This is a genomic window from Streptomyces sp. SAI-127 (assembly GCF_029894425.1).
Taxonomy (GTDB): Bacteria; Actinomycetota; Actinomycetes; order Streptomycetales; family Streptomycetaceae; genus Streptomyces.
Map to the genome: position 1 here is coordinate 3800890 of NZ_JARXYJ010000001.1, position 23772 is coordinate 3824661.

The following is a 23772-nucleotide window of genomic DNA, read 5'->3' on the forward strand; positions in this document are numbered from 1 at the left end:
CCCGTGATCGCGGGCCCACACCTATGCAACTTACTCACCGTTTACTCGGTTCCCGATTCCGGTCACGAACGAGGCAGGATTGTGACCATGTCCAACACTCCCATGGCAGCGAGCCCGCTCACCCGGGCCGTACTCGAGATCGACGAGTACGCCTCCGGCCTCGGCTGGGACCAGCCCGCTCGCCTCTTCGCCCTCGTAGACACCGCACAGCTGCGAGCTCAGGAACCCGCTCTCGCGAGCCAGCTCGGTCTGGAGGACGCGCAGGAGTCCTCGGGTCTGACCCCCATCGAGCAGGACGAGATTCCCGCGGGCAAGCCGCTCGACGAGTTCCTCGGCACCATCGCCTGGCCCGGCGCGGTCGTCGGCTGCGCGCTCACCGTGGAGCGCCTGATGCTGCCGCCGTCCGCCGAGGCGTCCGTCCCGCAGGGGCTGAGCGAGGCCCGGTTGGCGAAGTGGGTCGCCGAGCACCCGGCACGCCAGGAGGTCCGTATGACGGTCGCGGTCCTGCGCGACGGCACCCGCGACTCGGCCCTGCGCCTGCGCGAGAAGGACACCCCGACGGAGGTCCTCACGGGCCGCGACCTGGTTCCCGGCCTGGCGGAGGCCCTGTCGGCGACGTTCGCGGACTGAGGTCTTCCAGGTCTTCAAGTTCTTCCAGGTCTGCAAGTTCTTCCGGTACGACGACGGGGGCGCCCTCGGTGTGAGGGGCGCCCCCGTCGTCGTACACGCGCGTGCCGGTCAGCTCTTGGTCGTGCACTTCGGCAGGTCGGACGTCCTGCCCTCGCGGATGTCCTTGAGGGCGCCGAGGGCGTCGTCGATGGTGTTCACCTTGACCAGGGTGAGTCCGCCGGGGGTGTCCTTGGCGGCGGCCGCGCAGTTGTCGGCGGGGGTCAGGAAGTACTGGGCGCCCTTGTCGCGCGCGCCGACCGTCTTCATCTCGATGCCGCCGATCGGGCCGACCTTGCCGTCGTCGTCGATCGTCCCGGTGCCGGCGACGAACTTGCCGCCGGTCAGGCTGCCCGGGGTGAGCTTGTCGTAGATGCCGAGCGCGAACATCAGACCGGCGCTCGGGCCGCCGACGTCGGCGAGCTTGATGTCGACGGTGAACGGGAAGGTGTGGTCGGTCCCGGCGGCGATCCCGACGATGGCGCGCTTCTCGCCCTCGTCGTCGGACGTCCTGGTCGTGATCGTGATCTTCTCGGTCTTCGTCGCCGTCCGGTGCGCCTTCTCGGCGGCGGCCTGCTCCTTCGCCGGGACGATCGTGAACACGACGTCCTCGCCGGGCTTGTGCTTGGTCACCAGCTTGGCGACGTCGTCCGGCTCCTTCACCGTCGTACCGTCGACGGCCTTGATCACGTCACCGGCGTGCAGTCTGCCCTCGGCCGGGGAGTCCTTCACGACGGTGGAGACGATCACCCAGGCCTGCACCGGGACGTCCAGTTCCTTCAGGGCGGCGACCTTGGCGCTCTCCTGGGACTGGCTGAACTCCTCGGCGTTCTCCTGGGTGGACTGCTCCTCGGTCTTGCCGTCCGGATAGAGGGTGTCGTGCGGTACGACCTTGTTGTCGTGCGCGAGCCAGCCGTAGACGGCCTCGACGAGGTTCATCTTGTAGTCGGCGCTGGTGACCCGGACGGTGGTCATGTTCAGGTGACCGCTCGTCGGATACGTCTTGCGCCCGGAGATCTGCAGCACCGGCTCGCCGCCGTGGTCACCGAGGGTGTTCACCGTGGGGCCCGGTGACATCTCGGCGTAGGGCACTTTGATGAAGACTCCCGCGCACAGGAGCGCGATCAGCATCAGGGTGGAGGCGAGCATCGTCGCGGTGCGGCGTGGCATGGCACGACAGTACGGGACGCTCCTGTCAGACCATCGTCAGGGCGCCGTCGTCACCCGGTCGTCAGGTGCCGGAGTGGACTTCTCCATCGCGGCGCGGAAACGGGCGTAACCGTCGAGCTCGGGGCCGTCGCTGCGCATCCTCCGGGTCCGGTTGGCCCAGCTGCCCCACAACCCGGCGGCGACCGCGGCCACGAACGGAATCAACAACCAGATGAGCGCCCCCATGCCGACCTCCCGACCCCACGCTGAGCGACCGCGAAAACTGACTGATCAGCAGATTAACCATCCGCACTGACAACGCTCACGCCAGGGGTGCGGTTACGCAACCGGAGGGGTGAAGGAAGGGTTCAGCAGGCGCCGACCCATTCCTCCGTACCGTCGGAGAACGTCTGGTGCTTCCAGATGGGCACTTCGTGCTTGAGATCGTCGATCAGCTTCCTGCAGGCCTCGAAGGCCTCTCCCCTGTGAGGGCAGGAAACGGCGACGACGACGGCGAGATCCCCGACCCCGAGGTCCCCGACCCGATGCACGGCGGCAAGGGCCCGCACCGGAAACTCGGCGACGACCTTTTCGGCGATGCGCCGCATCTCGGCCTCGGCACTGGGGTGACACGAATACCCGAGCTTGTCGACGTCGGCTCCCCCGTCGTGATTCCTGACGGTCCCGACGAACAGGGCGGTCCCCCCGGCGGAGTCGTCCCCGACGGCCCGGAAGACCTCGTCGAGGGAGAGCGGGGTCTCACGGATCGCGATCAGCTTGATCGGCTCATCGGCGGCCTGCTCACCGGGGTGGTCGTAAGTGGGTGCCATGCGTCCATCGTGCCGCACTCCTGAGACCACGGGAAATAGCGCTATCACCCGGCACACGCGTGTGTGCGTTTGGAGGCTCGTACAGGGGGCGCGCCCCGCAGGGGCGCGGGGCTGTATCGATCTGCGGCTCCGCCGCGTGGGCGCGACCAGCCGCAGCGAACCCGCGGCCGCCGGTCAACCTCGCGCGGCACCGGGGCGCTCCGGTCAGATCCGCCGCCGCGCCTTCCTGGCCCGTCGCACCACAGCCGCCGCACCGAGCAGCGCCACCGTCGCCCCCGCGGCCCCCGCAGCCGTCGCGTCCTTCCGCCCCAGCCGCCGCCCGGCGACCGTGTGCCGCCCGGCGACCTCCTCCAGCAGCTCCGCGAGCACCTCCTCGTTGGTCCACTGCGGCCGCCACCCGGCGTCATGCAGCCGGCTCCCGCTCACCACCCAGGGGTACATCGTGTACGCGAGATCGCCCGCGGGAGACGGTGTCAGCCCGATCCGGTGCAGCCGGGCCGCCGCCCCGAGCGCGACCGCCGACGGCAACTCCATCCGGCGGATCCCGCTGAGCTCCTCGATCTCCTCCTGCTCCAGCCACCCGTCACACCCGACGGCCAGCTCCCCGTCGACCTTCTCCAGGACGGCGTGTTCCAGAGCGCTGCACAGATCCTCGACATGGCAGAACTGCCAGGCGGGCCGGGACCCGGCCACGACCAGCAGCCGCGGGGACTCGAAGTACCGGGTCAGAGCGGTGTCGGTGCCTCCGCCGACCAGCACGGCGGGCCGCACGACGGTGACATTGAGCCCGGGATGCGCCCGAGGGGCGCGCCGCGCGAGCCGCTCGATCTCCAGCAGGTCCCCGACCCCGGTCGCCTCCGCGGTGGCCCGTAGCTCGGCGTCCTCCGAGAGGGGCAGTTCGTTGTCCGGAAGCGCCCCGTAGACCATGGCGGAGGTGCACAGCACGACCCGGTGGACGCCGGCGGCCGCCGCGGCGGTCAGCACGGTCTGCGTCCCCCGGACGTTGTACGCCGTACGCGCGGCCGGGTCCGTCTCCAGATCGAGGTCGAGCGCCAGATGCACCACGACGTCGGCCCCGCGCAGCTTCTCGGCGATGGCCGGATCCCGCACATCCAGGATGTGCCACTGCGCCGCGGCGCACTCACCACGCCGCTCGTCCAGCGCGATGACCTGCTTGATCTCCTCCGAGGCGGCCAGCCGCTCGGTCAGCAGCGCTCCGACGCCGGACGCGGCGCCGGTGACCGCGACGACTGGCCGGCGCGCGGCGGGGTTGGTTGACTGGTTTCGCGCTGCGCGAACCTGCGGATCAGGGGAACTCACCGGGCGTCTCCAGCGGTTGTCTTCAGTAGGAACGCGAGTGACGCGTACGTACCAGGTGGCATCCATCCTGCCGCAGGCGGAGAGTCGGCGGAGCACCGAGGCCCGAACGGCCGTCGGTGTCTACGCTGGGTGGTGTTATCGGGCAGCCGCGCCGCCGGAGGCAACCGGTGGCCTTACCAGCCGAGGAATCCCGTGAGTGACACCCCATTCGGATTCGGCCTTCCGCCGGAGGAGCCGGACGACGGCGACGAGGGCAAGAAGAAGGACCAGGAGAGCGGTGGTGGTCAGGGACCGGCCAACCCGTTCGGTTTCGGCGGTCTGCCCGGAGCCGGAGGCTTTGGCGGCCCCGGTGCGGACAATCCGCTCGCAGCCATGTTCGGTTCACTGAATCCCAACGACCTGGGCGCCGCCTTCCAGCAGCTGGGCCAGATGCTCTCGTACGAGGGCGGCCCCGTGAACTGGGACATGGCCAAGCAGATCGCCCGCCAGACGGTGTCCCAGGGCACCGCGGACGGCACCAAGGACGCGAGCATCGGCCCGGCCGAGCGCACCGCGGTTCAGGAGGCCGTACGCCTGGCGGACCTGTGGCTCGACGACGCGACGTCGCTGCCGTCCGGCGCGGGCTCCGCCGTGGCGTGGTCCCGCGCGGAGTGGGTCGAGGCGACCCTGCCCGCGTGGAAGGAGCTCGTCGACCCGGTCGCCGAGCGCGTGGGCAACGCCATGGGTGATGTCCTGCCGGAGGAGATGCAGGCCATGGCGGGCCCGCTGATCGGCATGATGCGCTCGATGGGCGGGGCCATGTTCGGCACCCAGATCGGGCAGGCCGTCGGCGTGCTCGCGGGCGAGGTCGTCGGCTCCACCGACATCGGCCTGCCGCTCGGCCCGGCCGGCAAGGCCGCGCTGCTGCCGGCGAACATCGAGGCCTTCGGCAAGGACCTCGGCGTGCCCAAGGACGAGGTGCGACTGTATCTCGCCCTGCGCGAGGCCGCCCACCAGCGCCTCTTCGCACACGTGCCGTGGCTGCGCTCGCACCTGTACGGCGCGGTCGACGGCTACGCGCGCGGGATCAAGGTCGACACCGCCAAGCTGGAGGACGTGGTCGGCCAGTTCGACCCGCAGAACCCCGAGCAGCTCCAGGACGCCCTCCAGCAGGGGATGTTCCAGCCGGAGGACACCCCGGAGCAGAAGGCGGCCCTGGCCCGTCTGGAGACCGCTCTGGCTCTCGTGGAGGGCTGGGTGGACGCGGTGGTCCACGCGGCCGCGAAGCCGCGTCTGTCGTCCGCCGACGCGCTGCGCGAGACCCTGCGCCGCCGCCGCGCCTCGGGCGGTCCGGCCGAGCAGACGTTCGCCACGCTGATCGGGCTGGAGCTGCGTCCGCGCCGCCTGCGGGACGCCTCCCGTCTGTGGGCCTCGCTCACCGACGCGCGCGGTGTCGACGGCCGTGACGGCCTGTGGTCCCACCCGGACATGCTGCCGACCGCGTCCGACCTGGACGACCCGGACGGCTTCGTGCACCGCGAGCAGCTGGACTTCTCCGAGCTGGACAAGATGCTCGGCGAGGCCGCGGAGAAGCCCGACCTCAAGAAGAAGGACGACTCCGCCGAGGACGGCAGCGCAGAGTGACCCTCCATGACGACGCCGCCCTGGTCCTCAAGGGTTACGAGGACCAGGCGGATCTTCGCCAGGCCTACCTGGACCATCTGGCGGTACACCCGGACGGCATGTGGAAGGCTTGCGAGGAGGGCCACATCACGGCGAGTGCCCTGATCGTCGACCCGGAGCGCGGACGGGCTCTGCTGACCCTCCACAAGAAGCTGGGCATGTGGCTGCAGATGGGCGGCCACTGCGAACCGGCCGACACCTCCCTGGAGGCGGCGGCCCTGCGCGAGGCGACGGAGGAGTCGGGCATCCCCGGCCTGGCACTGCTGCCGGGCGGCCCGGTGCGCCTGGACCGGCATCCGATTCCGCCGCCGTGCCACTGCCACTTCGACGTCCAGTACGCGGCGCTCGCTCCGTCGGGGGCCGTGGAGACGGTCAGCGACGAATCGCTCGACGTGCGGTGGTTCGCCTACGACGAGGTGGCGGCCGTGGCGGACGATTCGGTCGTACGACTGCTGGAAGCGACCCGCGCGAGGCTGTGAGCCCACGGGTAAGGGGCGCCAGGCAATGGCAGGCGCCCCTTACGCATGGCTAGCTGTTGCTGCCCCCGAGGGAGTTGCCGCGCATGCCGAACTGACCGAGCATCCCGCCGTTGCGCAGGCCCTGCGGCGGCAGCAGTTCGCTGGGCTGGACCAGGACGTGGCCCGTGCCGCCGAAGTGCATCTCCCAGCCTTCGCCGGTGGTCCCCCGGCGGCGCCACACTCCGGAGGTGGAGGTGGGCGCCTGGAGCTGGGTGCGCAGGGACGTGGACCAGGCGATGACGGCGTCGGAGTCGACGCAGACGTTCTTGTCCGGTCCCACCTCCAGCACCAGGGGCTCGCCGGAGGTCATGAGGACGACCTGGCCGGAGCCGGACAGCTCCAGGTTGTAGGCGCCCGCGGCGGCCACCTCGACGGCGCTGTCCACCGCGACGATGCCGACACCGAGGGAGCCGTCGAAGGCCAGGACGGAGGAGCTGTCGACCGTGATGCCCCTGCCGACCTCCATGATGTGCAGGTGCTGGGCGAGGTTGGCCAGGTAGACGACGCCGTTGCCCTTGCAGCGCATGAGTTCGAGGCGCTCGCCGGTCATCCGCTCGACGTTGCGCCAACTGCGGTTGCGGTACTGGCTGTCGAACTCGACCTGGCCCTCGAAGGCCACCATTGCGCCCTGCCGGGCGAGAACGGCGCTGCTGCCCTGGGTGACGTCGGTCTTCAGGAGCTGCGGGTTCTGCAGGGTGTAGCGCCCGGTCGACTCGACCGGGACATGTGCGAAGAGTGTGCTGTGCATGATGTGCCTGGTGCTCCCCTCAGCCCCGGATCTTGAATCGGTCGCCGGTGTCCTCGCTCGGCTGGACGACGACGAAGCCCTGCCCCTTGAAGCCGATCTGGAAGGCCTCGCCGCTGCCGCGGCCGATGAGGGCACTCGCCTTGATGGTGCGGCGGGCCTTCATCTCCAGGCCGGTCGTCCAGGCGACGAGGGCGTCCGGGTCGACGTACGTCTCACGTTCGGCGCAGTCCAGGGCCATCGGGATGCCCCGGCTGACCAGGGCGACCCAGCCGGTGCCCTTGATGACGAGGTTGGTCAGGCCCGAGCCGGACAGCTTGGCGAGTCCCTTGACCGGCTCGATGGCCAGTTCCAGCGAGGCGTCGCAGGCCAGCAGCGTGGCGCCGTTGACCGACAGGGCCTCGCCGTTGAGGTGCAGGACGAGGATGTCGCCGCCGTAGTCGGCCAGGTAGAGATCGCCGTCGCCGCGCGCCAGCATCAGCTTGCCGCCCTCGCCGGTGACCATCTCCTCCGCCGAGCGGCGCAGGCTCGCGGGCGCCCCGTCGAACTGCACATAACCGTCGTACGCGATCATCGAGCCGGCCTTGGCGATCAGGTCCTGCCCGGTGACCATGGTGACCTTGAGCGTCTTGGAGCTGTGCACACTCATGCGGACGCCGGTCGCGGCGACGCGGTGCGCGGTCAGAGTCTGGGAGTCCATGGCCTCACACCTCGAAGGGCTGTACGACGACGAAGTTGCCGGGGGCGCCGCGGAACTGGAGGTTCACGGCCTCGGTGGTCTGCCGGGCGTACCCGGAGCGGCGCAGCCTGAGCGAGGTCGTGGTGACCGCCTGCGCACCGGCGGACCAGGCGATGACGGCGTTGCCGTCGACGTAGGTGGCCGCGCCGACGGGAAGGACGACGGGCACGCCGCGTGTCTTGACGACAACCGCTCCCGTGCCGGAGAAGAGCATGCTGAAGAAGCCCCCGCCGGGCAGTCCCGCGCCCTCGATGCGGCGGACCTCGGTCTCCAGGGACTCGTCGAAGGCGAGCACACCCTGGGCGCTGGTGTAGATCTGCTCGCCCTGGAGACGGATGACGAAGACGCGGCTGGCCTCGTCGGCGAGGAACACCTCGCCGTTGCCCGTACAGCGCATCAGGGACATGCCCTGGCCGGTGAGCGCCCCGGTGAGCTTGCCGAGCAGGCCCGAGCCCTTGTGGGCGAAGTCGATGTCGCCCTGGTAGGCGACCATGCTGCCCTGCTTGGCGAGGATGGGGGCGTCCTTGGTGAGGGTGGCCCGCACCAGGTTCGTGTTCTGCTCGGTCCAGCGGTCACCGACGGGGGCTTCCGCGTACTTCGTCAGGACGACCCGGACGTTGGCCTCGGGCGGCACGGGGGCGAGCTGGGTGCCGCCGCCGAAGGGCTGCGCCTGGCCGGGGAAGGCTCCGGGGGCACCGGGGGGTGCGAACTGGCCGGCGACGGCGCCCGGAGGCGTGAACTGGCCCGCCGGTGCGCCGGGGGGCGCGTACTGTCCCGCCGGAGGTGCGCCGGGCGGCGTGAAGGTCTGCCCCGGCGGAGTGAACGTCTGCGGGCTCGTCGGCGCGGCGGGCGCGGGCGGAGTGGCCCCGGCGGCCGGCGGAGCGGCGGGCGCGGGCGGCGCCTGAGCGGGGGCCGGCGGCGCGCCGAACGAAGGTGCCGGCGCGGCGGCCTGCGGGGGCGGGGCGAAGGCCGGCGCCTGGGACTGGGCCGGGACGGCGGGCTGCTGGGGCGCGGCCTCGGGCTCCTCCTCGGCGACCTCGCCGCCGAAGTTCTTCAGCAGCGCGTCGAGGCCGCCGTCGAAGCCCTGGCCGACCGCGGCGAACCGCCAGACGTCCTTCAGGTACAGGTCGCCCACCATCACGGCACGCTCGGTGGAGAACTCGCTGCCGTCGAAGGAGTACCGGGCCACTTCCTCGCCACCGGCGACGATCCGGAGATAGCCGGGGGCGATCTGCGACATCTGGCCGTCGCCGTCGATCGTCGCCGTGAACGACAGCTTCTGGATCTGCGACGGAATCTGATCGAGCGTGACCCGGAACGACTCCGTGTCGCCCGACTGCGCGCCCAGGAGCTGGATGGAGTCCTCGGGAGACTTCGGCTGGTTGAAGAAGATGAAGTACCGGTCGTCCGAGAGCCGTTCATCGGCGTCGAGGCCGAAGCAGCTGATGTCGAAGGTCAGTCCGGGGCCGGAGATCTGCACACCTACGTACAGATCCGTGCCCGCGGTCAGGTCACTGATCTTGGCCTTGTGGCCGCGTTGGAATTCCCTGGCCATGCGTAACGACCGTCCCCCATCCCGAATACGAGTGCGTCGCGACAGGCTAACGGCAAACTCGGACACCGGTGCAGGTCGGTACAGATCCGGTACAAAAACCCGTTCGGGCCGGCGGTCACTCTCCGCGGACGTCCGGAAGGTGCGGCAACCGGTCCGCGGCGACCACGCCTTCGAGATAGCCCTTGGCCCGCTCGGTGCGCGGATAGGCCTCCAGCAACCGCCAGAAACGGGGCCCGTGTCCGGGCACCAGCAGATGCGCGAGCTCATGGAGCAGGACGTAGTCGACGACGTACTCCGGCATGCCCTGGAGGCGGTGCGAGAGCCGGATGCTGCCCTCTGACGGGGTGCACGAGCCCCAGCGGGTGTTCTGGTTGGTGACCCAGCGGACCGACGCGGGCCGTGCCCGGCCATCGAAGTACTGGGCCGAAAGCCGCTGGGCGCGCTCGGAGAGCTCGGTGTCGCCGAGGACCCGTTTGCTCTCCTGAGCGGCCAGCTTGTCGAGCATGACGCTCACCCAGCGCTGCTCCTCCGCCTCGGACATCCGGGCAGGGATGAGCACGACGGTGCGATCGCCCTCGCGGTACGCGGAGACCGTCCGGCGGCGACGGCTGCTCCTGCGCACCTCGATCGCGCTCGCCCCCGAGCCGCTCGGCGGCTGGCTCGTCGTACTGCGCTGTGGCTTTCCGGCGCTGTGCAGTGGGTCGGCGGGCACGCCCTGACGTTACCCGCTGCACACGGGTGAAGTCCCGACTCCGGGACGGTTCGGTTCCGATCGCCCGCCATGCGTCTGATTTGTACGACGAATGGCCCTCACCTGTGGACAACTTTCGGCACGTGACGGCCGGGTCCGGGCATGCTGGCACCGCCGCCTGAGCCGCGACCGACCGTCGCCCGGGCTCCGGCGACGGACGGGGACGTTCTACGAGGGCTACGGGGGCCTGTCATGCAAGCAGTGGTTCCGCTCGAGCAAACAATGGTTCCGCAGATGAAACCCGCGCTCCGGCGGGGCTGGCGCGATCTCAACACCGTGCAGTTCGGGATGACCCCGGCGCACGCGCTGACGCTGGGTCCGATGGACACGGCGACGGGCAGCTTCCTCGACCTGCTCAACGGCACACGCGGTCTCGCGCTGCTGCGCGAGGAGGGACGCCGTATGGATCTGCCCGAGGGCCGTGTCGACACGCTCGTGGGGCGGCTCGCGCGAGCCGGGCTCGTCGACGACGCGAGGGGCGGCGGGCCGGACGCGGACGCGCTGCGAGGGAAGAAGGAGGTCCTCGACCGGCTGGCGCCCGACCTGGCGTCCCTCTCGCTGACCACGTCGGAGCCGGGTGACGCGATGAGACTCCTGGCCGCCCGCCGTTCACTGCGTGTGCAGGTCAGAGGTGCCGGCCGGGTGGGTGTGGTGCTGGCCGCGCTGCTCTCGGGCGCCGGCGTCGGGGAGGTCGACGTGCGGGACAGCGGGCAGGTCGAGCCCTGGGACGTGGCGCCGGGTGGGCTGCCCGCCGGCTCCGTCGGCGACCGCAGGGACACGGCCGCACGCCGGGCGGTGTCCGCGGCGGCGCCGGGGCGCCCGCCCCGCAGTGGCTCCCGGGCCTCGGCCGGGGCGGACGACCCCGGGTTCTCCCTGGTGGTCCTGGCCCCGCGGGACGACATCGACGTGCACGCGCCCGCCCCGGCCACCGGCGAGCCCCTCGTCCGGTCCGGCACACCTCATCTGTACGCCGGTGTGGTCGAGGCCACAGGAGTGGTCGGCCCTCTCGTCCTGCCGGGCGAGACGGGCTGCGCGGGCTGTCTGCACGAGACACGGACCGACCGCGACCAGGCCTGGCCCCGGCTGGTCGCCCAGTGGCGTTCGGGCAGCAGACGGATTTCGGCGCGGCCCTGTGACCTGGCACTGGCCACTACAGTCGCCGGACTTGCGGCCGCGCACGCGCTCGCTTTCCTGGACGGCCGCCTCCCGTCGAGCGCGGGCGCCCGCTGGGAGGTCTCGCTGCCCGGTCTGAGCTGGCACGCGCGGCCGGTGTGGCCGCATCCCGCATGTCCGTGCGGGGCCGCGGAGAAAGGTAAGGGAGAACACACCTCCAAGGAGGAGGCTGCGCACGAGACAATGACGGAGCAAGGGTCGTCGGAGGAGTTGTGCCGGAAGGCAACCGCGCCACGGCCTGCTGGGACCTGGAGGGCGCATGTCTGATCTTCCCCGGAAGGCGGTCACCCGGACCGCCAAGCTCGCCGCGCTCCCGCTCGGCTTCGCCGGGCGGGCCACCTGGGGACTCGGCAAGCGGATCGTGGGCGAGTCCGCGGAGATCGTCGGCCGCGAGCTGCAACAGCGCACCGCCGACCAGTTGTTCAAGGTGCTCGGGGAGCTCAAGGGCGGTGCCATGAAGTTCGGCCAGGCCCTGTCCGTCTTCGAGTCGGCGCTCCCCGAGGAGGTCGCCGGCCCCTATCGCGCGGCCCTGACGAAGCTGCAGGAGGCGGCGCCCCCGATGCCGACCCGCACCGTGCACACCGTGCTCGAGGAGCGGCTGGGCGAGGACTGGCGGGAGCTGTTCGCCGAGTTCGACGACAAGCCCTCCGCGGCGGCGTCCATCGGCCAGGTGCACCGGGCCGTGTGGCACGACGGGCGCGAGGTGGCGGTCAAGGTCCAGTACCCGGGAGCCGGCGAGGCCTTGCTGTCCGACCTGAACCAACTGGGCCGCTTCGCCCGTCTGCTGGGGCCCCTGGTCCCGGGGATCGACATCAAGCCGCTCATCGCCGAGCTGCGCGACCGGGTCTCGGAGGAACTCGACTACGGCCTGGAGGCACAGGCCCAGCAGGCCCATGCGGAGGAGTTCGCGGGCGATCCGGACGTCGTGGTCCCGGCCGTGGTCCACCAGAGCGACCAGGTCCTGATCACGGAGTGGATCGACGGTGTGCCCCTGTCGGAGGTGATCTCCGACGGCACCCAGGAGCAGCGCGACCGCGCCGGACAACTCCTGGCCCGTTTCCTCTTCTCCGGCCCCGCCCGCACCGGCCTGTTGCACGCCGACCCGCACCCGGGCAACTTCCGGCTCCTGCCAGGCGGTCCGGGCGGCGAGGAGGACTGGCGCCTGGGCGTCCTGGACTTCGGCACGGTCGACCGGCTCCCGGGCGGGCTGCCGGACACCATCGGCACCTCCCTGCGCATGACGCTGGACGGCGAGGCGGAAGCGGTCTACGAACTCCTCCGCGTGGAGGGCTTCGTCAAGGAGTCGATAGAGCTGGACCCCGACGCGGTCCTCGACTACCTGCTGCCGATCATCGAACCGGCCGAGGTCGACGAGTTCACTTTCACCCGCGGCTGGATGCGCAGCCAGGCCGCCCGGATCGCAGACCCCCGCTCCCCCGCCCACCAACTGGGCAAGCAGCTCAACCTCCCCCCGGCGTACCTCCTGATACACAGGGTCACCCTGAGCACCATCGGCGTCCTGTGCCAGCTGGGCGCGGCCGTCCGGCTGCGCGAGGAACTGGAGGAGTGGCTGCCCGGGTTCGTGCCGGAGGAGTACCTGGACGAGGAGGGTTCCGCGGCGGAGGCGTGAACGGGTCTTCGTCACCACGCACAACGCAGCGCGGGGGCCGGTCCGTTCGGACGGACCGGCCCCCGCGGGGGAGAGCTTTCGCCTCCCGGTGAGCTCAGTTCTGCTCGCTTCGGGAGACCACCGCTTCAGGTGTGGGTCGGGATCTACTGCATGACGGCGATGGCGAGCGCACGGCGAGCACGCAGGGAGGCGCGCTCGGCCCGGCGCTGCATCCGGCGGGCGGTCGCCAGGCGGATCGCCCGGCGTTCCTGCTCGGCCTCATGCAGTCGGTCGTGCATATGCGCACGAGCCAGGGCTTCTGGGATGAGTTGCATCTCTCGGGTCCTGTTCTGACGCGAGTCGGACGCGTCGGTGGTGGTGAAATCCGGGATCGCGGAGCCGGCGGGCTCGCTGGTGGACGGCTTCATCGGGGCCTGCTTCGTGGGGTCGTTCGTGAGGGGACGGTCGATCGTTCCTGTGGTGTTCATGCCGTGACCGGGTTCTTGCGCGGGCGGCCACGCGGCCGCTTCCGGGCGACGACGACACCCTGGACGAACAGCTCGCCACCCCAGACGCCCCAGGGCTCACGCCGCTCCTTGGCGCCGGCGAGGCAGGCCTCCATCAGCGGGCAGGTGCGGCAGAGGGACTTGGCGTACTCGACGTCGGCCGGCGACTCGGCGAAGAAGACCTCCGGGTCGTAGGAACGGCAGGGGACGGGTACGCCGAGGTTCTCGATGGCGTCGTCGAGCGCGGTGAGCGCGGTGAGCGGAGTCAAGGCGGAGTCCTCCGTGAGGCCGGGCGGGGGGATCGTTTCGGAAGGCGGTACGGACGGGGCGTGCGCTTCGAGTTGCACGGGTTGTCTTCCTCGTCTGTTCGGTCCGGCCCTGTTGGACCGGTAGTCGCTAGGTACCGGGTTCTTTTCTTGTCCCGAGGCCCCTTCGCTCCGCTCTCCCCGTTCGGGGAAAACAGAAGGGCCGCGGATCCCGGATGGGGTTCCGCGGCCCTGAAGGCGCCGGCCTGATCGACGATCAGGCTGGATCACTCCAGGGTTCTGGCCCACGGAAGGCCCACATCAGGTGGTGCTGGGTCGTCTGCTTCCGGAATCCGGCACCGGCCGCGGCAAAGGCATAGACATGCGCCTGTGCCACTACTGCTTCCAGTGCCTTGGTCGGTCGCTCATTGCGCTCACGGACCGGAAGGACCGAGAGAGACACGGAGGACGCCGGACGCGCGGCAGGAATGCCGGACAGACCGGTGCCCAGGTTCGAAACGCCGAGCATGCACGCGGAGACGACCGAGCGATCGGTCATTTTGGCCGAGCTGATGGCCGTGCTGCTGTTGATGCTGATCACTTCAATCGCCTCCTCTCGGCGTCTCTGGGGACGGCGGCGCGAGCCGCTGTCCGACGGAAATGCAAGTAGAACACGGAATCGGGGCCTCCGAGAAGGCCTCCGTCCCCGTGGCTAAGAACCTATGGGGATTGCTGGGGCATGCGCAAACTATTTTTCCGACGAGTTGGGATCAGTCCTCGTCTTCTTCCTCCGAAACGTCCTGGCCTGCACAGATGGTCAGCACATCGGCTCCGTACCGGTTGAGCTTGCGCATGCCGACGCCAGGGATCCGCGCGAGCTCGTGCTCGTCGTCGGGCACGGCCTCGGCGATCGCCATCAGGGTCTTGTCCGTGAAGACGCAGAAGGCAGGCTGTCCGCTGCGTTGCGCCTGCACCGCACGCCATTCGCGCAAGCGCTCGTAGAGTCCCTCGTCCATGTCGGAGGGACAGTCCTCGCAGCGCATGAGCTTCATCTCGCCCGCGTCGGTGAGCGTGCGCCCGCACACCCGGCAGCGCGCCGGGGTGCGCTGGGTGCGTCGGGGAGCGGCGCCGACGGGGCGCGTGAAGCCGCGCTCGACGCCTCCGGAACCGCCACCCGCAGTCCGCCCCGCGGTGGCGGTGGAGCCGGGGCGCAGTCCGTCGAGGAAGCGGCTGGGGCGGCGGTTTGGGCGGCCGCCGGGCGAGCGGGACAGCGACCAGGAGACGTGAAGGCGCTCGCGGGCGCGGGTGACGCCGACATAGAGGAGCCGGCGCTCCTCCTCGATCTGCTCGTCCGTCTTCGCGTAGCTGATCGGCATCATGCCCTCGGCGACACCGACCAGGAACACGGCGTCCCACTCCAGACCCTTGGCCGAGTGCAGGGAGGCGAGGGTGACGCCCTCGACGGTCGGGGCGTGCTGGGCAGTGGCCCGCTCGTCGAGTTCGGCCACGAGGTCGTTCAGAGTGGCGCCGGCTCCCGCGGCGGCGAAGTCCTGGGCGAGGTTCACCAGGGCGGCCAGCGATTCCCAGCGCTCCCTGACGGCCCCGGAGCCGGCCGGCGGCACGGTGGTCCAGCCCTCGCCCGACAAGACGGCACGCACCTGCGAGGGCAGGTCGACGGCGTCGTCCAACCGCGAGTCGTTGCCGCCGAAGCGGGCCGCACCCCGGAGGTTGACGATGGCCCTGCGAACCTCGGGACGGTCGAAGAACCGCTCGGCGCCGCGCAGCTGGTAGGGCACTCCGGCGTCGGCGAGGGCCTGCTCATAGGTCTCGGACTGCGAGTTGGTGCGAAACAGGATGGCGATCTCGCTGGCCCGGACGCCCGCGTCCATGAGCTCCCGGATGCGGCGGGCGGCTCCCTCGGCCTCGGCGGGCTCGTCGGTGTACTCGGTGTAGACGGGCTCGGGGCCGGCCCGGCGCTGGGAGATCAGTTCCAGCCGGTGGTCGGCGGCGCGGCCGCGGGCCTGGGCGAGCAGGCCGTTGGCGAGATGGACGACCTGGGGCGTGGAGCGGTAGTCGCGGACCAGCTTGACGACGGTGGCGCCGGGGTGGCGGACACGGAAGTCGAGGAGATGGTCGGGAGTTGCGCCAGTGAAGGAGTAGATCGTCTGGCTGGCGTCGCCGACGACGCACAGGCTGTCGCGGCGCCCGAGCCACAGATCGAGCAGGCGCTGCTGAAGGGGGCTGACGTCCTGGTACTCGTCGACGACGAAGTGCTGGTACTGGGAACGGACCTGTTCGGCGATGTCGTGCCGGTCCTGGAGGATGGCGACGGTCAGCAGCAGGACGTCCTCGAAGTCGATGACGGCGCGATCGCGCTTGAGGTCCTCGTAGGCGGAGTAGAGCTGTGCGATCTCGGCCGCGGCGCGCGGGGTCTCGCGGCCGGCCTTCGCTGCCGCGAGGGCGTAGTCGGACGGAACGGTCTGGGTGACCTTGGACCATTCGATCTCGCCGGTGACGTCCCTCAGCTCGCCCCGGTCGAGGCGGATGCGGCAGGCGGCGGCCGCGTCGGCGACGAGCTGGATCTTGCGGTCGACGAGCCGGGGCATGGACCCACCGACGGCTTTCGGCCAGAAGTACTGGAGCTGGCGCAGGGCCGCCGAGTGGAACGTACGCGCCTGGACGCCCGCGGCGCCGAGCTGGCGCAGTCGCCCCCGCATCTCTCCGGCGGCGCGGTTGGTGAAGGTGACGGCGAGCACGCTGGAGGGCTGGAGGATTCCGGCCCGCACCCCGTAGGCGATGCGGTGGGTGATCGCCCGGGTCTTGCCGGTACCGGCGCCCGCCAGCACGCACACCGGCCCGTGCAGGGCGGTGGCCACCTCGCGCTGCTCGGGATCAAGCCCTTCGAGCACCGCGTCGGCCGAGTCCGGTGTGCGCGGGAAGAGCGTGGAGTGCGTTGCTGCTGTCACACGGCCATGCTGCCAGGTCGGCGGTGACGGGTGAGCCGGTTGTCCACAGGCAGGTAGCCGCAGTCGTACTAATGCGGCAGGTGTCACCTGGCCGGGGACCCGCGGGCCGGGAATGGCGCACCGGTCGCATACGTTCCCTCAACGGACGAGCTCTTCCCCCGAGCCACCGAAGGAGCGCGCGAGACATGCAGGGCACTGTGACGATGTACAGCACCACTTGGTGCGGTTACTGCCAGCGGCTGAAGAAGCAGCTGGACCGCGAAGGCATCGCGTACACCGAGATCAACATCGAGCAGGACCCGGCGTCCGCGGCTTTCGTGGAGAAGGCGAACGGCGGGAATCAGACGGTTCCGACCGTGCTCTTCGCCGACGGCTCGACGCTGACGAACCCGTCGCTGGCGCAGGTGAAGCAGAAGGTCGGCGCGTAACACTGTGGGAGATCGGCGGTTCCTGAGGCAGCTCAGGAACCGCCTTTTTGTGGTTTGTCCCACACCGCCGTGTAGCGCCACAGCAGTCGGCGCCGGTAGCGGCAGCCGGGCAGAAGGCGGCGGGCAGCCCTGCGGGCCTCGCCCCAGTTCAAGGTCGAGTCCTCCATGGGCATGCCGGCCGGCGCCCGCTTGCCGCCCCGTCGCCGTCTGAGGAGCAGCGACACGGGTACGCCACAGCCGCTGATCACCCAGTCCAGCGCCGTTCTGTTGTACGCCATCCCGACGATCACCAGCCGTCCGCCGGGGGCCAGCAGCCGGACCAGGCCCTCGACCGCGTCCTCGAAGGGCGCGTGGTGCAGCACGGCGACCGCGCTGATGAAGTCGTACTTGCCCTCGGGCAGGGCGGCGCCGTCCAGGTAGTCCGCCTCCAGGAACGTGATGTTCCCGGAGGCGGTCGCGCGCGCCTGCCGGATCATCTCCGGTGAGCGGTCCACGCCCGTGACGAACGCGGCCTTCCCGGCCAGCTTGCGGGCGAGCAGCCCGTCACCGCACCCCACGTCCAGGGCCTCGCGACAGCCGTCCGGTACGGCGTCGAGCACCAGTCGGTGGTAGTGGACGTTGTGGTTCCAGTACGGGTCGGGCACGCCCGTCCTCTCAGACGAAACTCCTCGTCGGCAGCGGCTTGCCGTACCAGAGCTCGATCAGACGGGCCGCGATCGAGATGCCGTACGGCGGGAGGACCTCTCCGGTCTCGAAGGCGGCGCCCAGTTCGTCGCGGGAGAACCAGCGGGCCTCATGGATCTCGTCCCCGTCGACATTGATCTCGGTGGAGGTGGCACGGGCCATGAAGCCGAGCATGAGGCTGGAGGGGAACGGCCAGGGCTGGCTGGCCACGTACTCGACCGGGCCGACGGTGATCCCGGCCTCTTCGAAGACCTCGCGGCGCACCGACTGCTCGATGGACTCGCCCGGCTCGACGAATCCGGCGAGGGTCGAGAAGCGGCCCTCCGGCCAGTGCACCTGGCGGCCGAGCAGGATGCGGTCCTCGTCGTCCGTCACGGCCATGATCACGGCAGGGTCGGTGCGCGGGTAGTGCTCGGCTCCGCAGGCCTGGCAGCGGCGGATGTGGCCGGCCGCGGCGATGACGGTGCGCTCGCCGCAGCGGGAGCAGAAGCGGTGGGTCCGCTGCCAGTTCTCCAGGCCGACCGCGTGCACCATCAGGCCCGCCTCGCGCGCGGACAGCAGCAGGCCGGCCTCGCGCAGACCGGCCGCACGCGCGGACTGGTCGATGCGGCCCGGCAGGGCGTCCTTCTGGAGGGCGAAGTAGCGCACGCCTTCCTCGTCGATGCCGAGGAAGTAGCGGTGCGCCTCGGTGAGCGGGGCCTCGAAGGACGGGGTCATGACGAGTTCGGTACGGCCGTCAGCCGTCTCGTCGATCAGGACCTGACCGCCGGACACCACGAAGCAGCGGGTTGTGGGGTGGCTCCACGCTGCCGCGAGCCAGGCCTCGTCGAGCCGGTGGTGCGCGGCGCGGTCGATGCCGCTGGGGGCGGTGAGCGAGACGGGACGGTCGGCGGTGTGGTCGGTCCAGGTGGTCACGGGTGCTTCCAACTCCCCCGGTGCAGCGGATTGTTTCGGCGAACGGTTCGGCGGGACGTACGTCGGAGGGCGACCGGGTCCGGCGGGGCTTCGCGGTACGGGGCGGCCCTTTCAGGGTGCCCCATGCGCTGCCGGGCCGACGGGCGCGGGACAGTCAGGGCGCGTGGCTCCAGTGCTCGGCGAGATCACCCCACAGGTAGGCGGAGGCCTCGACGCCCTTGAGCAGCAGTTCGAGCTCGACTTTCTCGTTCGGCGCGTGCCAGCCGTCGGAGGGGACGGAGATGCCGAGGAACAGCACGGGTGCGCCGAGGACGTCCTGGAGGTCGGCGGCGGGGCCGGAGCCACCCTCGCGGGTGAAGCGGACCGAGCTCTCGAAGGCGCGACTCAGGGCGCGGACCACGGACTGCAGCGCAGGGTGGTCGAGCGGGGTCAGGCACGGGCGCGTGGCGGGCGAGAAGGTGATCTCGTGCCGGATCCCGGCCGGCACCTGCTCGGTGGCCCAGGTGCGGACGGCCTTCTCGATGTGATCGGGGTCCTGGCCGGCGACCAGACGGAACGACAGCTTCACCATGGCCGACGACGGGATGATCGTCTTGCTCCCGGGCCCCTGGTAGCCGCCGCCGATGCCGTTGACCTCGGCGGTGGGACGGGTCCAGATCCGCTCCAGGGTGGTGTGTCCTGACTCGCCGTGGGTGGCGTGCGACTTGGCCGTGTGCAGCCACTGCTCCTCGTCGAAGGGCAGCTCGGCGAAGAGTTCACGCTCACGACCGGTCAGTTCGACGATGCCGTCGTAGAAGCCGGGGACGGTCACGCGTGCGTGCTCGTCGTGCAGGGCGGCGACCAGACGGGCGACCGCCGTGGCCGGGTTGGGCACAGCGCCGCCGAAGGCGCCCGAGTGGATGTCCTGGTCGGGGCCGTACAGCCGGATCTCGCACTCGGCGAGGCCGCGCATGCCGGTGCACACGGTGGGGGTGTTCTCATCCCACATGCTGGTGTCGGAGACGATCACGGCGTCGGCGGCGAGCCGGTGCGTGTGCTCCTCGACGAGGGCACGGAAGTGGGGTGAGCCGGACTCCTCCTCGCCCTCGATCAGCAGCTTCAGGTTCACCGCGGGGGCGGTGCGGCCGGTGGCGGCGAGGTGGGCGCGGACGCCGAGGGCGTGGAAGAGGACCTGGCCCTTGTCGTCGGCGGCCCCGCGCGCGTAGAGGCGGTTGTCGCGGACGACCGGCTCGAACGGGTCGCTGTTCCAGCCGTCCTCGCGGGCGGCGGGCTGTACGTCGTGGTGGCCGTAGACGAGGACCGTGGGCGCCGTCGGGTCCTCGGCGGGCCACTCGGCGAAGACGGCGGGCGCGCCCGGGGTCTCCCAGACCTCGGCCGTGGGGAACCCGGTCTCCTTGAGCTTGGCAGCGAGCCAGTCGGCACTGCGGCGTACATCGGGGCCGTGGTCGGGCTGCGCCGAGACGGACGGGATGCGCAGCCATTCGGCGAGGTCGTCGAGGAAGGCGGCGCGGTGCTGCTCGATGTACGTACGGACGGCGCTGACGGCACTGTCAACGGGTTGGCTCATGGTCATGAGCCTATCGGCCCGCACCGACATCCTCGGTGGGCGGTTCCTCACAGTGTGCTCGCGCGGAACCGTTCGACTGCCCTCCCGGTCCCTGGGTGAGCAGCCGCTCCAGTGCTGCCCGGCCGGGCAGGTCCTTGGGGCGTACGACGTCTCCGGTACGGACGTAGAGGAACGCGGCCGTGACCGATTCCACAGGGACGCCCTGCCGCTCGGCCCAGGCCAACCGGTACACGGCGAGCTGGAGGGGGTCGGCGGTGCGGGTGCGGCCGGTCTTCCAGTCGACGATCTCGTACGTCGTCGTGTCCCCGTGGCTGTGTCGGTAGACGGCGTCGATACGGCCCCGGATCACGCGGCCCGCGAGGGCGAGCTGGAAGGGCGTCTCGATCCGGTAGGGGGTGCGGTGGGCGTACTCGCTGCGCTCGAAGGCGTCCTTGAGGGCTTCCAGGTCGCGTTCGTCGGCGATCTCGGCGTCGCTGCCGGGCAGGTCGTCCGGCTCCAGCATGGGCAGGGTCAGGGCTTCGAAGCGGGCTTCGACCCAGGCGTGGAACCGGGTGCCCTGGCGGGCGGCGGGTTGCGGGGGGCGCGGCATGGGGCGCGCGAGCTCCTGTGCGAGCCCGTCCGGGTCGCCGGCCAGACGCAGGACCTGGGACGCGGTGAGTGACGCGGGCAGGGGCACGTCGGTGACGGCTTGCCGTGTGCGCAGGAGCTCCCCGGCCAGGGCGTCGAGATCGCGGTCCCAGGAGGCGATGGTGCGGGCTTCCTCGGGGGTGAGCCGGGGGTGCGTGGGAGTCTGCTGGGCGCGTGGACGCTTGGGCGGGCGCTCCGGAGCGTGGGCGCGCGGCTCTTGAGGCTCACGCTCCTCGGGATGGCTGCGCGGGCCCTCGCCGGGGCCGGGGGGCTCGTCGCCGTCCGGGGCCGTGGCCTGGTGCGGGACGGCCGCGCGGATCGTCGTCCAGGTGTCCCAGTCGGCGGGGTCCTCCGGGAGGGGCTCGTCCTCGGCGTCCGTGAAGTCTTCCAGGTCCGGTTCTGCGAAGTCCCGGTCCGCGAAGTCCCGGTCGTCGAAGTCCGGCTCCCCGTCATCCGGTGGCGGGGGCCAGTCCGGGTCGTCGTAGGTGTCCGGGTCGTGAGCGACCGCGGGATGGCCGTCCGGGTGGGAGGCGAGGTTCTCCAGATGGGCCAGCACCGTCTCGGCGGCGGCGCGGCGGCGCGCGAGGGCGGTGTCGTCGAGGGGCAGTGGCCAGACCTGGTCGGCGCTCTGTCCGTGCAGGGCCGGGTTCTCCGCATCCTCGGCGGGTTCGTCGGCCCAGGCCTCGATCTCGCCGTGGCCGGCCGTGCAGTGGTCGGACAGGGCCTTGAGGAAGTCGGACGGTCCTCGGGGCTTCTTCTGTGTCGGTCCCCACCAGTGGCCGGAGCCGAGGAGGAGGGAGCGGGGGCGGGTGAAGGTGACGTAGCCGAGGCGGAGTTCCTCGGTGTGCTGGTGGTCCTTCATGGCCTCGTGGAAGGCCTTCATGCCGCGTGAGTCCCAGGAGTCGACGTCGGGCAGGGTGTCGGTGTCGCCACGCAGCGCGTGTGGCAGCACCTTGCCCTGGGCGGTCCACTTCTCACGGCCCTGGGTGCTCGGGAAGGTCCCGGTGACCAGGCCGGGGACAGCGACGACATCCCACTCCAGGCCCTTGGACTTGTGCGCGGTGAGCACCTTGACGGTGTTCTCGCCGCCGGGCAGGGCGTTGTCGAGGCCCTTCTCGTACTGGGCGGCGGTGCGCAGGAAGCCGAGGAAGGCGAGGAGGGTCGCCTCGTTGTCGCCGGCCGCGAACGAGGCGGCGATGTCGAGGAAGTTGGACAGGGTCTCGCGGCGGCGGGCGGCCAACGCGTGCGGGGAAGCCGACAGTTCGACCTCCAGGCCGGTGACGGCCAGGACGCGGTGCAGGACGTCCATCAGGGGATCGGCGAGCGAGCGGCGGAGGTCGCGCAGTTCGGCGGCCAGGCGCGCGAACCGCACGCGCGCGTCCGGCGAGAAGGGCAGCCCGTCGTCGTCCTCGTCGTCGCTGTAGAGGGGCGTCTCCAGGAAGGTTTCCAGGGCGTCGGCGAGCGATATCACCTCGGCGGGGTCGACCCCCTCGACGGCCTCGGCGAGCCGGCGGTCGGGGTCGTCGTCGCCGTCCGCGCGCGCGTGCGACACGAGCCGCCGGGCACGCCGGCCGAGGAGGGCGAGGTCGCGCGGGCCGATGCGCCAGCGCGGGCCGGTCAGCAGGCGGACCAGGGCGGCGTTGGCACCGGGGTCCTGGAGGACCTCGCAGACGGCGACCAGGTCGGCGACCTCGGGCAGGTGCAGCAGGCCCGAGAGTCCCACCACCTCCACGGGGACGTCCCGTTCGACGAGGGCGCGCTGGATCTCGGCGAAGTCGGTCGCCGTGCGGCACAGGACGGCGATCTCACCGGGCTCCTTCCCGGTCCGTACGAGATGGGCGATCGAGTCCCCTAGCCAGTCGATCTCCTCGGCGTGGGTGGGCAGGAGGGCGCAGCGCACCATGCCGTCGCGCTCGGCGCCGGGGGCGGGGCGGAGGGCCTCCACGCCCGCGTGCATGGCGCGCAGCGGCTCGGCGAGGCCGTTGGCGAGATCGAGGAGCCGGCCGCCGCTGCGGCGGTTCTCGCTGAGCGCCTGACGCGTGGCGGGCCGGCCGTCGGGATGGGCGAAGTGCTCGGGGAAGTCGTCGAGGTTGGCGACGGAGGCGCCGCGCCAGCCGTAGATGGCCTGGCAGGGGTCGCCGACGGCGGTGACCGGATGGCCGGTGCCGCCGCCGAACAGGCCTGCCAGCAGGACCCGCTGGGCGACCGAGGTGTCCTGGTACTCGTCGAGCAGCACCACCTTGAACTCGTCGCGCAGGATGCGGCCCACCTCCGGGGCCCCCGCGAGGCGTGCGGACAGGGCGATCTGGTCGCCGAAGTCGAGCAGGTCGCGTTCGCGTTTGGCGGCGCGGTAGCGGGCGACCAGCTCGGCGAGTTCACGGCGGGCGGCAGCCGTCTCGGGGACTTTGCGCAGAGCGTCGTTGGTGAGCTTGGCGCCTTGCAGGGCGCGCAGCAGTTCGGCGTCGTACGCGCGCAGGCGCTCGGGGTGTACGAGGTGCTCGGCGAGTTCTGCGTCGAGGGTGAGGAGGTCGCTGACGAGGTCGGCGAAGGAGCGGGTCAGTGCCGGGTAGGGGCCGGGGGCCTCGCGCAGTACGCGCGCGGCGAGCTGGTAGCGGGTGGCGTCGGCGAGCAGCCTGGAGGTGGGTTCGAGCCCGATGCGCAGGCCGTGGTCGGTCAGCAGGCGGCCCGCGAAGGCGTGGTAGGTGGAGATCACGGGTTCGCCCGGCGGGTTGTCCGGATCGATGATGTCGGGGTCGGTGACGCCCGCCTTGATGAGCGCCTTGCGGACGCGCTCGGCGAGTTCTCCGGCGGCCTTGTTGGTGAAGGTGAGGCCGAGGACCTGTTCGGGGGCGACCTGGCCGGTGCCGACCAGCCAGACCACGCGCGCCGCCATCACCGTCGTCTTGCCCGAGCCGGCTCCGGCCACGATCACCTGCGGGGCGGGCGGCGCGGTGATGCAGGCCGTCTGCTCCGGGGTGAACGGGATGCCGAGGAGCTCCTTGAGCTGATCGGGATCGGTGATACGAGCGGGCATGTCGCAGAGGCTAGCGGCGCGCACTGACAACGGAGGACGAATCACCCCTACGGGCCGGAAGAAGCGCAGGTCAGCACACGTGG

The 23772-nt window shown here is 71.1% G+C and carries 22 protein-coding genes; 6 read left to right on the plus strand and 16 right to left on the minus strand.

What is annotated here, in order from left to right:
- Positions 1–87: 87 nt before the first annotated feature.
- Entirely contained in the window at positions 88–630 is a 543-nt protein-coding gene (locus M2157_RS17215) for a PPA1309 family protein (protein WP_280862660.1), read from the plus strand.
- Between the two features lie 108 nt (positions 631–738).
- Here the strand turns inward: M2157_RS17215 and M2157_RS17220 are convergent, their stop codons facing one another.
- The 4 genes from M2157_RS17220 to M2157_RS17235 form a co-directional block, all read right to left on the minus strand.
- Positions 739–1836, minus strand: a complete 1098-nt coding sequence (locus tag M2157_RS17220) for a PDZ domain-containing protein (protein WP_280865664.1) — start codon at positions 1834–1836, stop codon at positions 739–741.
- Positions 1837–1872: 36 nt separating this feature from the next.
- Positions 1873–2061 carry a hypothetical protein gene (locus M2157_RS17225; protein WP_280862662.1) on the minus strand — a complete coding sequence of 63 codons (189 nt, stop codon included), beginning with the start codon at positions 2059–2061 and terminating at the stop codon, positions 1873–1875.
- A 122-nt stretch (positions 2062–2183) separates the two neighbouring features.
- A complete protein-coding gene (locus M2157_RS17230) occupies positions 2184–2645 on the minus strand; it encodes a molybdenum cofactor biosynthesis protein MoaE (protein WP_280862663.1) in 462 nt (153 codons plus the stop codon).
- Positions 2646–2849: 204 nt separating this feature from the next.
- Complete coding sequence (locus tag M2157_RS17235) at positions 2850–3965, minus strand: SDR family oxidoreductase (RefSeq protein ID WP_280862664.1); 1116 nt, start codon at positions 3963–3965, stop codon at positions 2850–2852.
- A 192-nt stretch (positions 3966–4157) separates the two neighbouring features.
- On the opposite strand from M2157_RS17235, the gene M2157_RS17240 reads away from it, so the two are divergent.
- Both M2157_RS17240 and M2157_RS17245 read left to right on the plus strand, forming a co-directional pair.
- On the plus strand, positions 4158–5588 hold the full coding sequence (locus M2157_RS17240) for a zinc-dependent metalloprotease (RefSeq protein ID WP_280865665.1): 1431 nt from the start codon (positions 4158–4160) through the stop codon (positions 5586–5588).
- A complete protein-coding gene (locus M2157_RS17245) occupies positions 5585–6106 on the plus strand; it encodes an NUDIX hydrolase (RefSeq protein WP_280865666.1) in 522 nt (173 codons plus the stop codon). The genes M2157_RS17240 and M2157_RS17245 overlap by 4 nt, the downstream gene beginning before the upstream one ends.
- A 49-nt stretch (positions 6107–6155) precedes the next feature.
- Here the strand turns inward: M2157_RS17245 and M2157_RS17250 are convergent, their stop codons facing one another.
- The 4 genes from M2157_RS17250 to M2157_RS17265 form a co-directional block, all read right to left on the minus strand.
- Positions 6156–6893 (minus strand): AIM24 family protein, encoded by a 738-nt coding sequence (locus M2157_RS17250; protein ID WP_280862666.1) that lies wholly within the window; start codon positions 6891–6893, stop codon positions 6156–6158.
- A 19-nt stretch (positions 6894–6912) separates the two neighbouring features.
- Positions 6913–7590: an AIM24 family protein gene (locus tag M2157_RS17255; RefSeq protein ID WP_280862667.1), complete on the minus strand. Its 678-nt coding sequence runs from the start codon at positions 7588–7590 to the stop codon at positions 6913–6915.
- 4 nt (positions 7591–7594) lie between these two features.
- On the minus strand, positions 7595–9184 hold the full coding sequence (locus M2157_RS17260) for a TerD family protein (protein ID WP_280862668.1): 1590 nt from the start codon (positions 9182–9184) through the stop codon (positions 7595–7597).
- Between the two features lie 115 nt (positions 9185–9299).
- On the minus strand, positions 9300–9896 hold the full coding sequence (locus M2157_RS17265) for a M48 family metallopeptidase (RefSeq protein ID WP_280862669.1): 597 nt from the start codon (positions 9894–9896) through the stop codon (positions 9300–9302).
- Between the two features lie 261 nt (positions 9897–10157).
- Between M2157_RS17265 and M2157_RS17270 the strand changes: the two genes are divergently transcribed.
- Complete coding sequence (locus M2157_RS17270) at positions 10158–11375, plus strand: TOMM precursor leader peptide-binding protein (protein ID WP_280865667.1); 1218 nt, start codon at positions 10158–10160, stop codon at positions 11373–11375.
- Entirely contained in the window at positions 11368–12738 is a 1371-nt protein-coding gene (locus tag M2157_RS17275; protein ID WP_280862671.1) for an AarF/ABC1/UbiB kinase family protein, read from the plus strand. Before M2157_RS17270 ends, M2157_RS17275 begins: the two co-directional genes overlap by 8 nt.
- A 143-nt stretch (positions 12739–12881) precedes the next feature.
- Here M2157_RS17275 and M2157_RS17280 read toward each other — a convergent pair whose 3' ends face one another.
- The 4 genes from M2157_RS17280 to M2157_RS17295 all read right to left on the minus strand — a co-directional run bounded on the left by M2157_RS17280 (position 12882) and on the right by M2157_RS17295 (position 16434).
- Positions 12882–13205, minus strand: coding sequence for a hypothetical protein (locus M2157_RS17280; RefSeq protein ID WP_280862672.1), 324 nt, complete (start codon positions 13203–13205; stop codon positions 12882–12884).
- Positions 13202–13570, minus strand: coding sequence for a WhiB family transcriptional regulator (locus tag M2157_RS17285; RefSeq protein WP_030784068.1), 369 nt, complete (start codon positions 13568–13570; stop codon positions 13202–13204). Before M2157_RS17285 ends, M2157_RS17280 begins: the two co-directional genes overlap by 4 nt.
- 175 nt (positions 13571–13745) lie before the next feature.
- Positions 13746–14069 (minus strand): hypothetical protein, encoded by a 324-nt coding sequence (locus tag M2157_RS17290; RefSeq protein ID WP_266522107.1) that lies wholly within the window; start codon positions 14067–14069, stop codon positions 13746–13748.
- A 169-nt stretch (positions 14070–14238) separates the two neighbouring features.
- A complete protein-coding gene (locus M2157_RS17295) occupies positions 14239–16434 on the minus strand; it encodes an ATP-dependent DNA helicase UvrD2 (protein WP_280862673.1) in 2196 nt (731 codons plus the stop codon).
- A 185-nt stretch (positions 16435–16619) separates the two neighbouring features.
- On the opposite strand from M2157_RS17295, the gene M2157_RS17300 reads away from it, so the two are divergent.
- Positions 16620–16862 carry a mycoredoxin gene (locus M2157_RS17300; RefSeq protein WP_095750180.1) on the plus strand — a complete coding sequence of 81 codons (243 nt, stop codon included), beginning with the start codon at positions 16620–16622 and terminating at the stop codon, positions 16860–16862.
- Positions 16863–16894: 32 nt separating this feature from the next.
- Here the strand turns inward: M2157_RS17300 and M2157_RS17305 are convergent, their stop codons facing one another.
- The 4 genes from M2157_RS17305 to M2157_RS17320 all read right to left on the minus strand — a co-directional run bounded on the left by M2157_RS17305 (position 16895) and on the right by M2157_RS17320 (position 23689).
- The gene (locus M2157_RS17305; protein ID WP_280862674.1) at positions 16895–17506 is read right to left on the minus strand and encodes a class I SAM-dependent methyltransferase; all 612 of its coding nucleotides are present in this window, start codon (positions 17504–17506) and stop codon (positions 16895–16897) included.
- Between the two features lie 10 nt (positions 17507–17516).
- Positions 17517–18461 (minus strand): NAD(+) diphosphatase, encoded by a 945-nt coding sequence (gene nudC / locus M2157_RS17310; protein ID WP_266389315.1) that lies wholly within the window; start codon positions 18459–18461, stop codon positions 17517–17519.
- Between the two features lie 154 nt (positions 18462–18615).
- Positions 18616–20034 (minus strand): dipeptidase, encoded by a 1419-nt coding sequence (locus M2157_RS17315; RefSeq protein WP_280865668.1) that lies wholly within the window; start codon positions 20032–20034, stop codon positions 18616–18618.
- 4 nt (positions 20035–20038) lie between these two features.
- Complete coding sequence (locus tag M2157_RS17320) at positions 20039–23689, minus strand: ATP-dependent DNA helicase (RefSeq protein WP_280865669.1); 3651 nt, start codon at positions 23687–23689, stop codon at positions 20039–20041.
- Between the last annotated feature and the right edge of the window lie 83 nt (positions 23690–23772).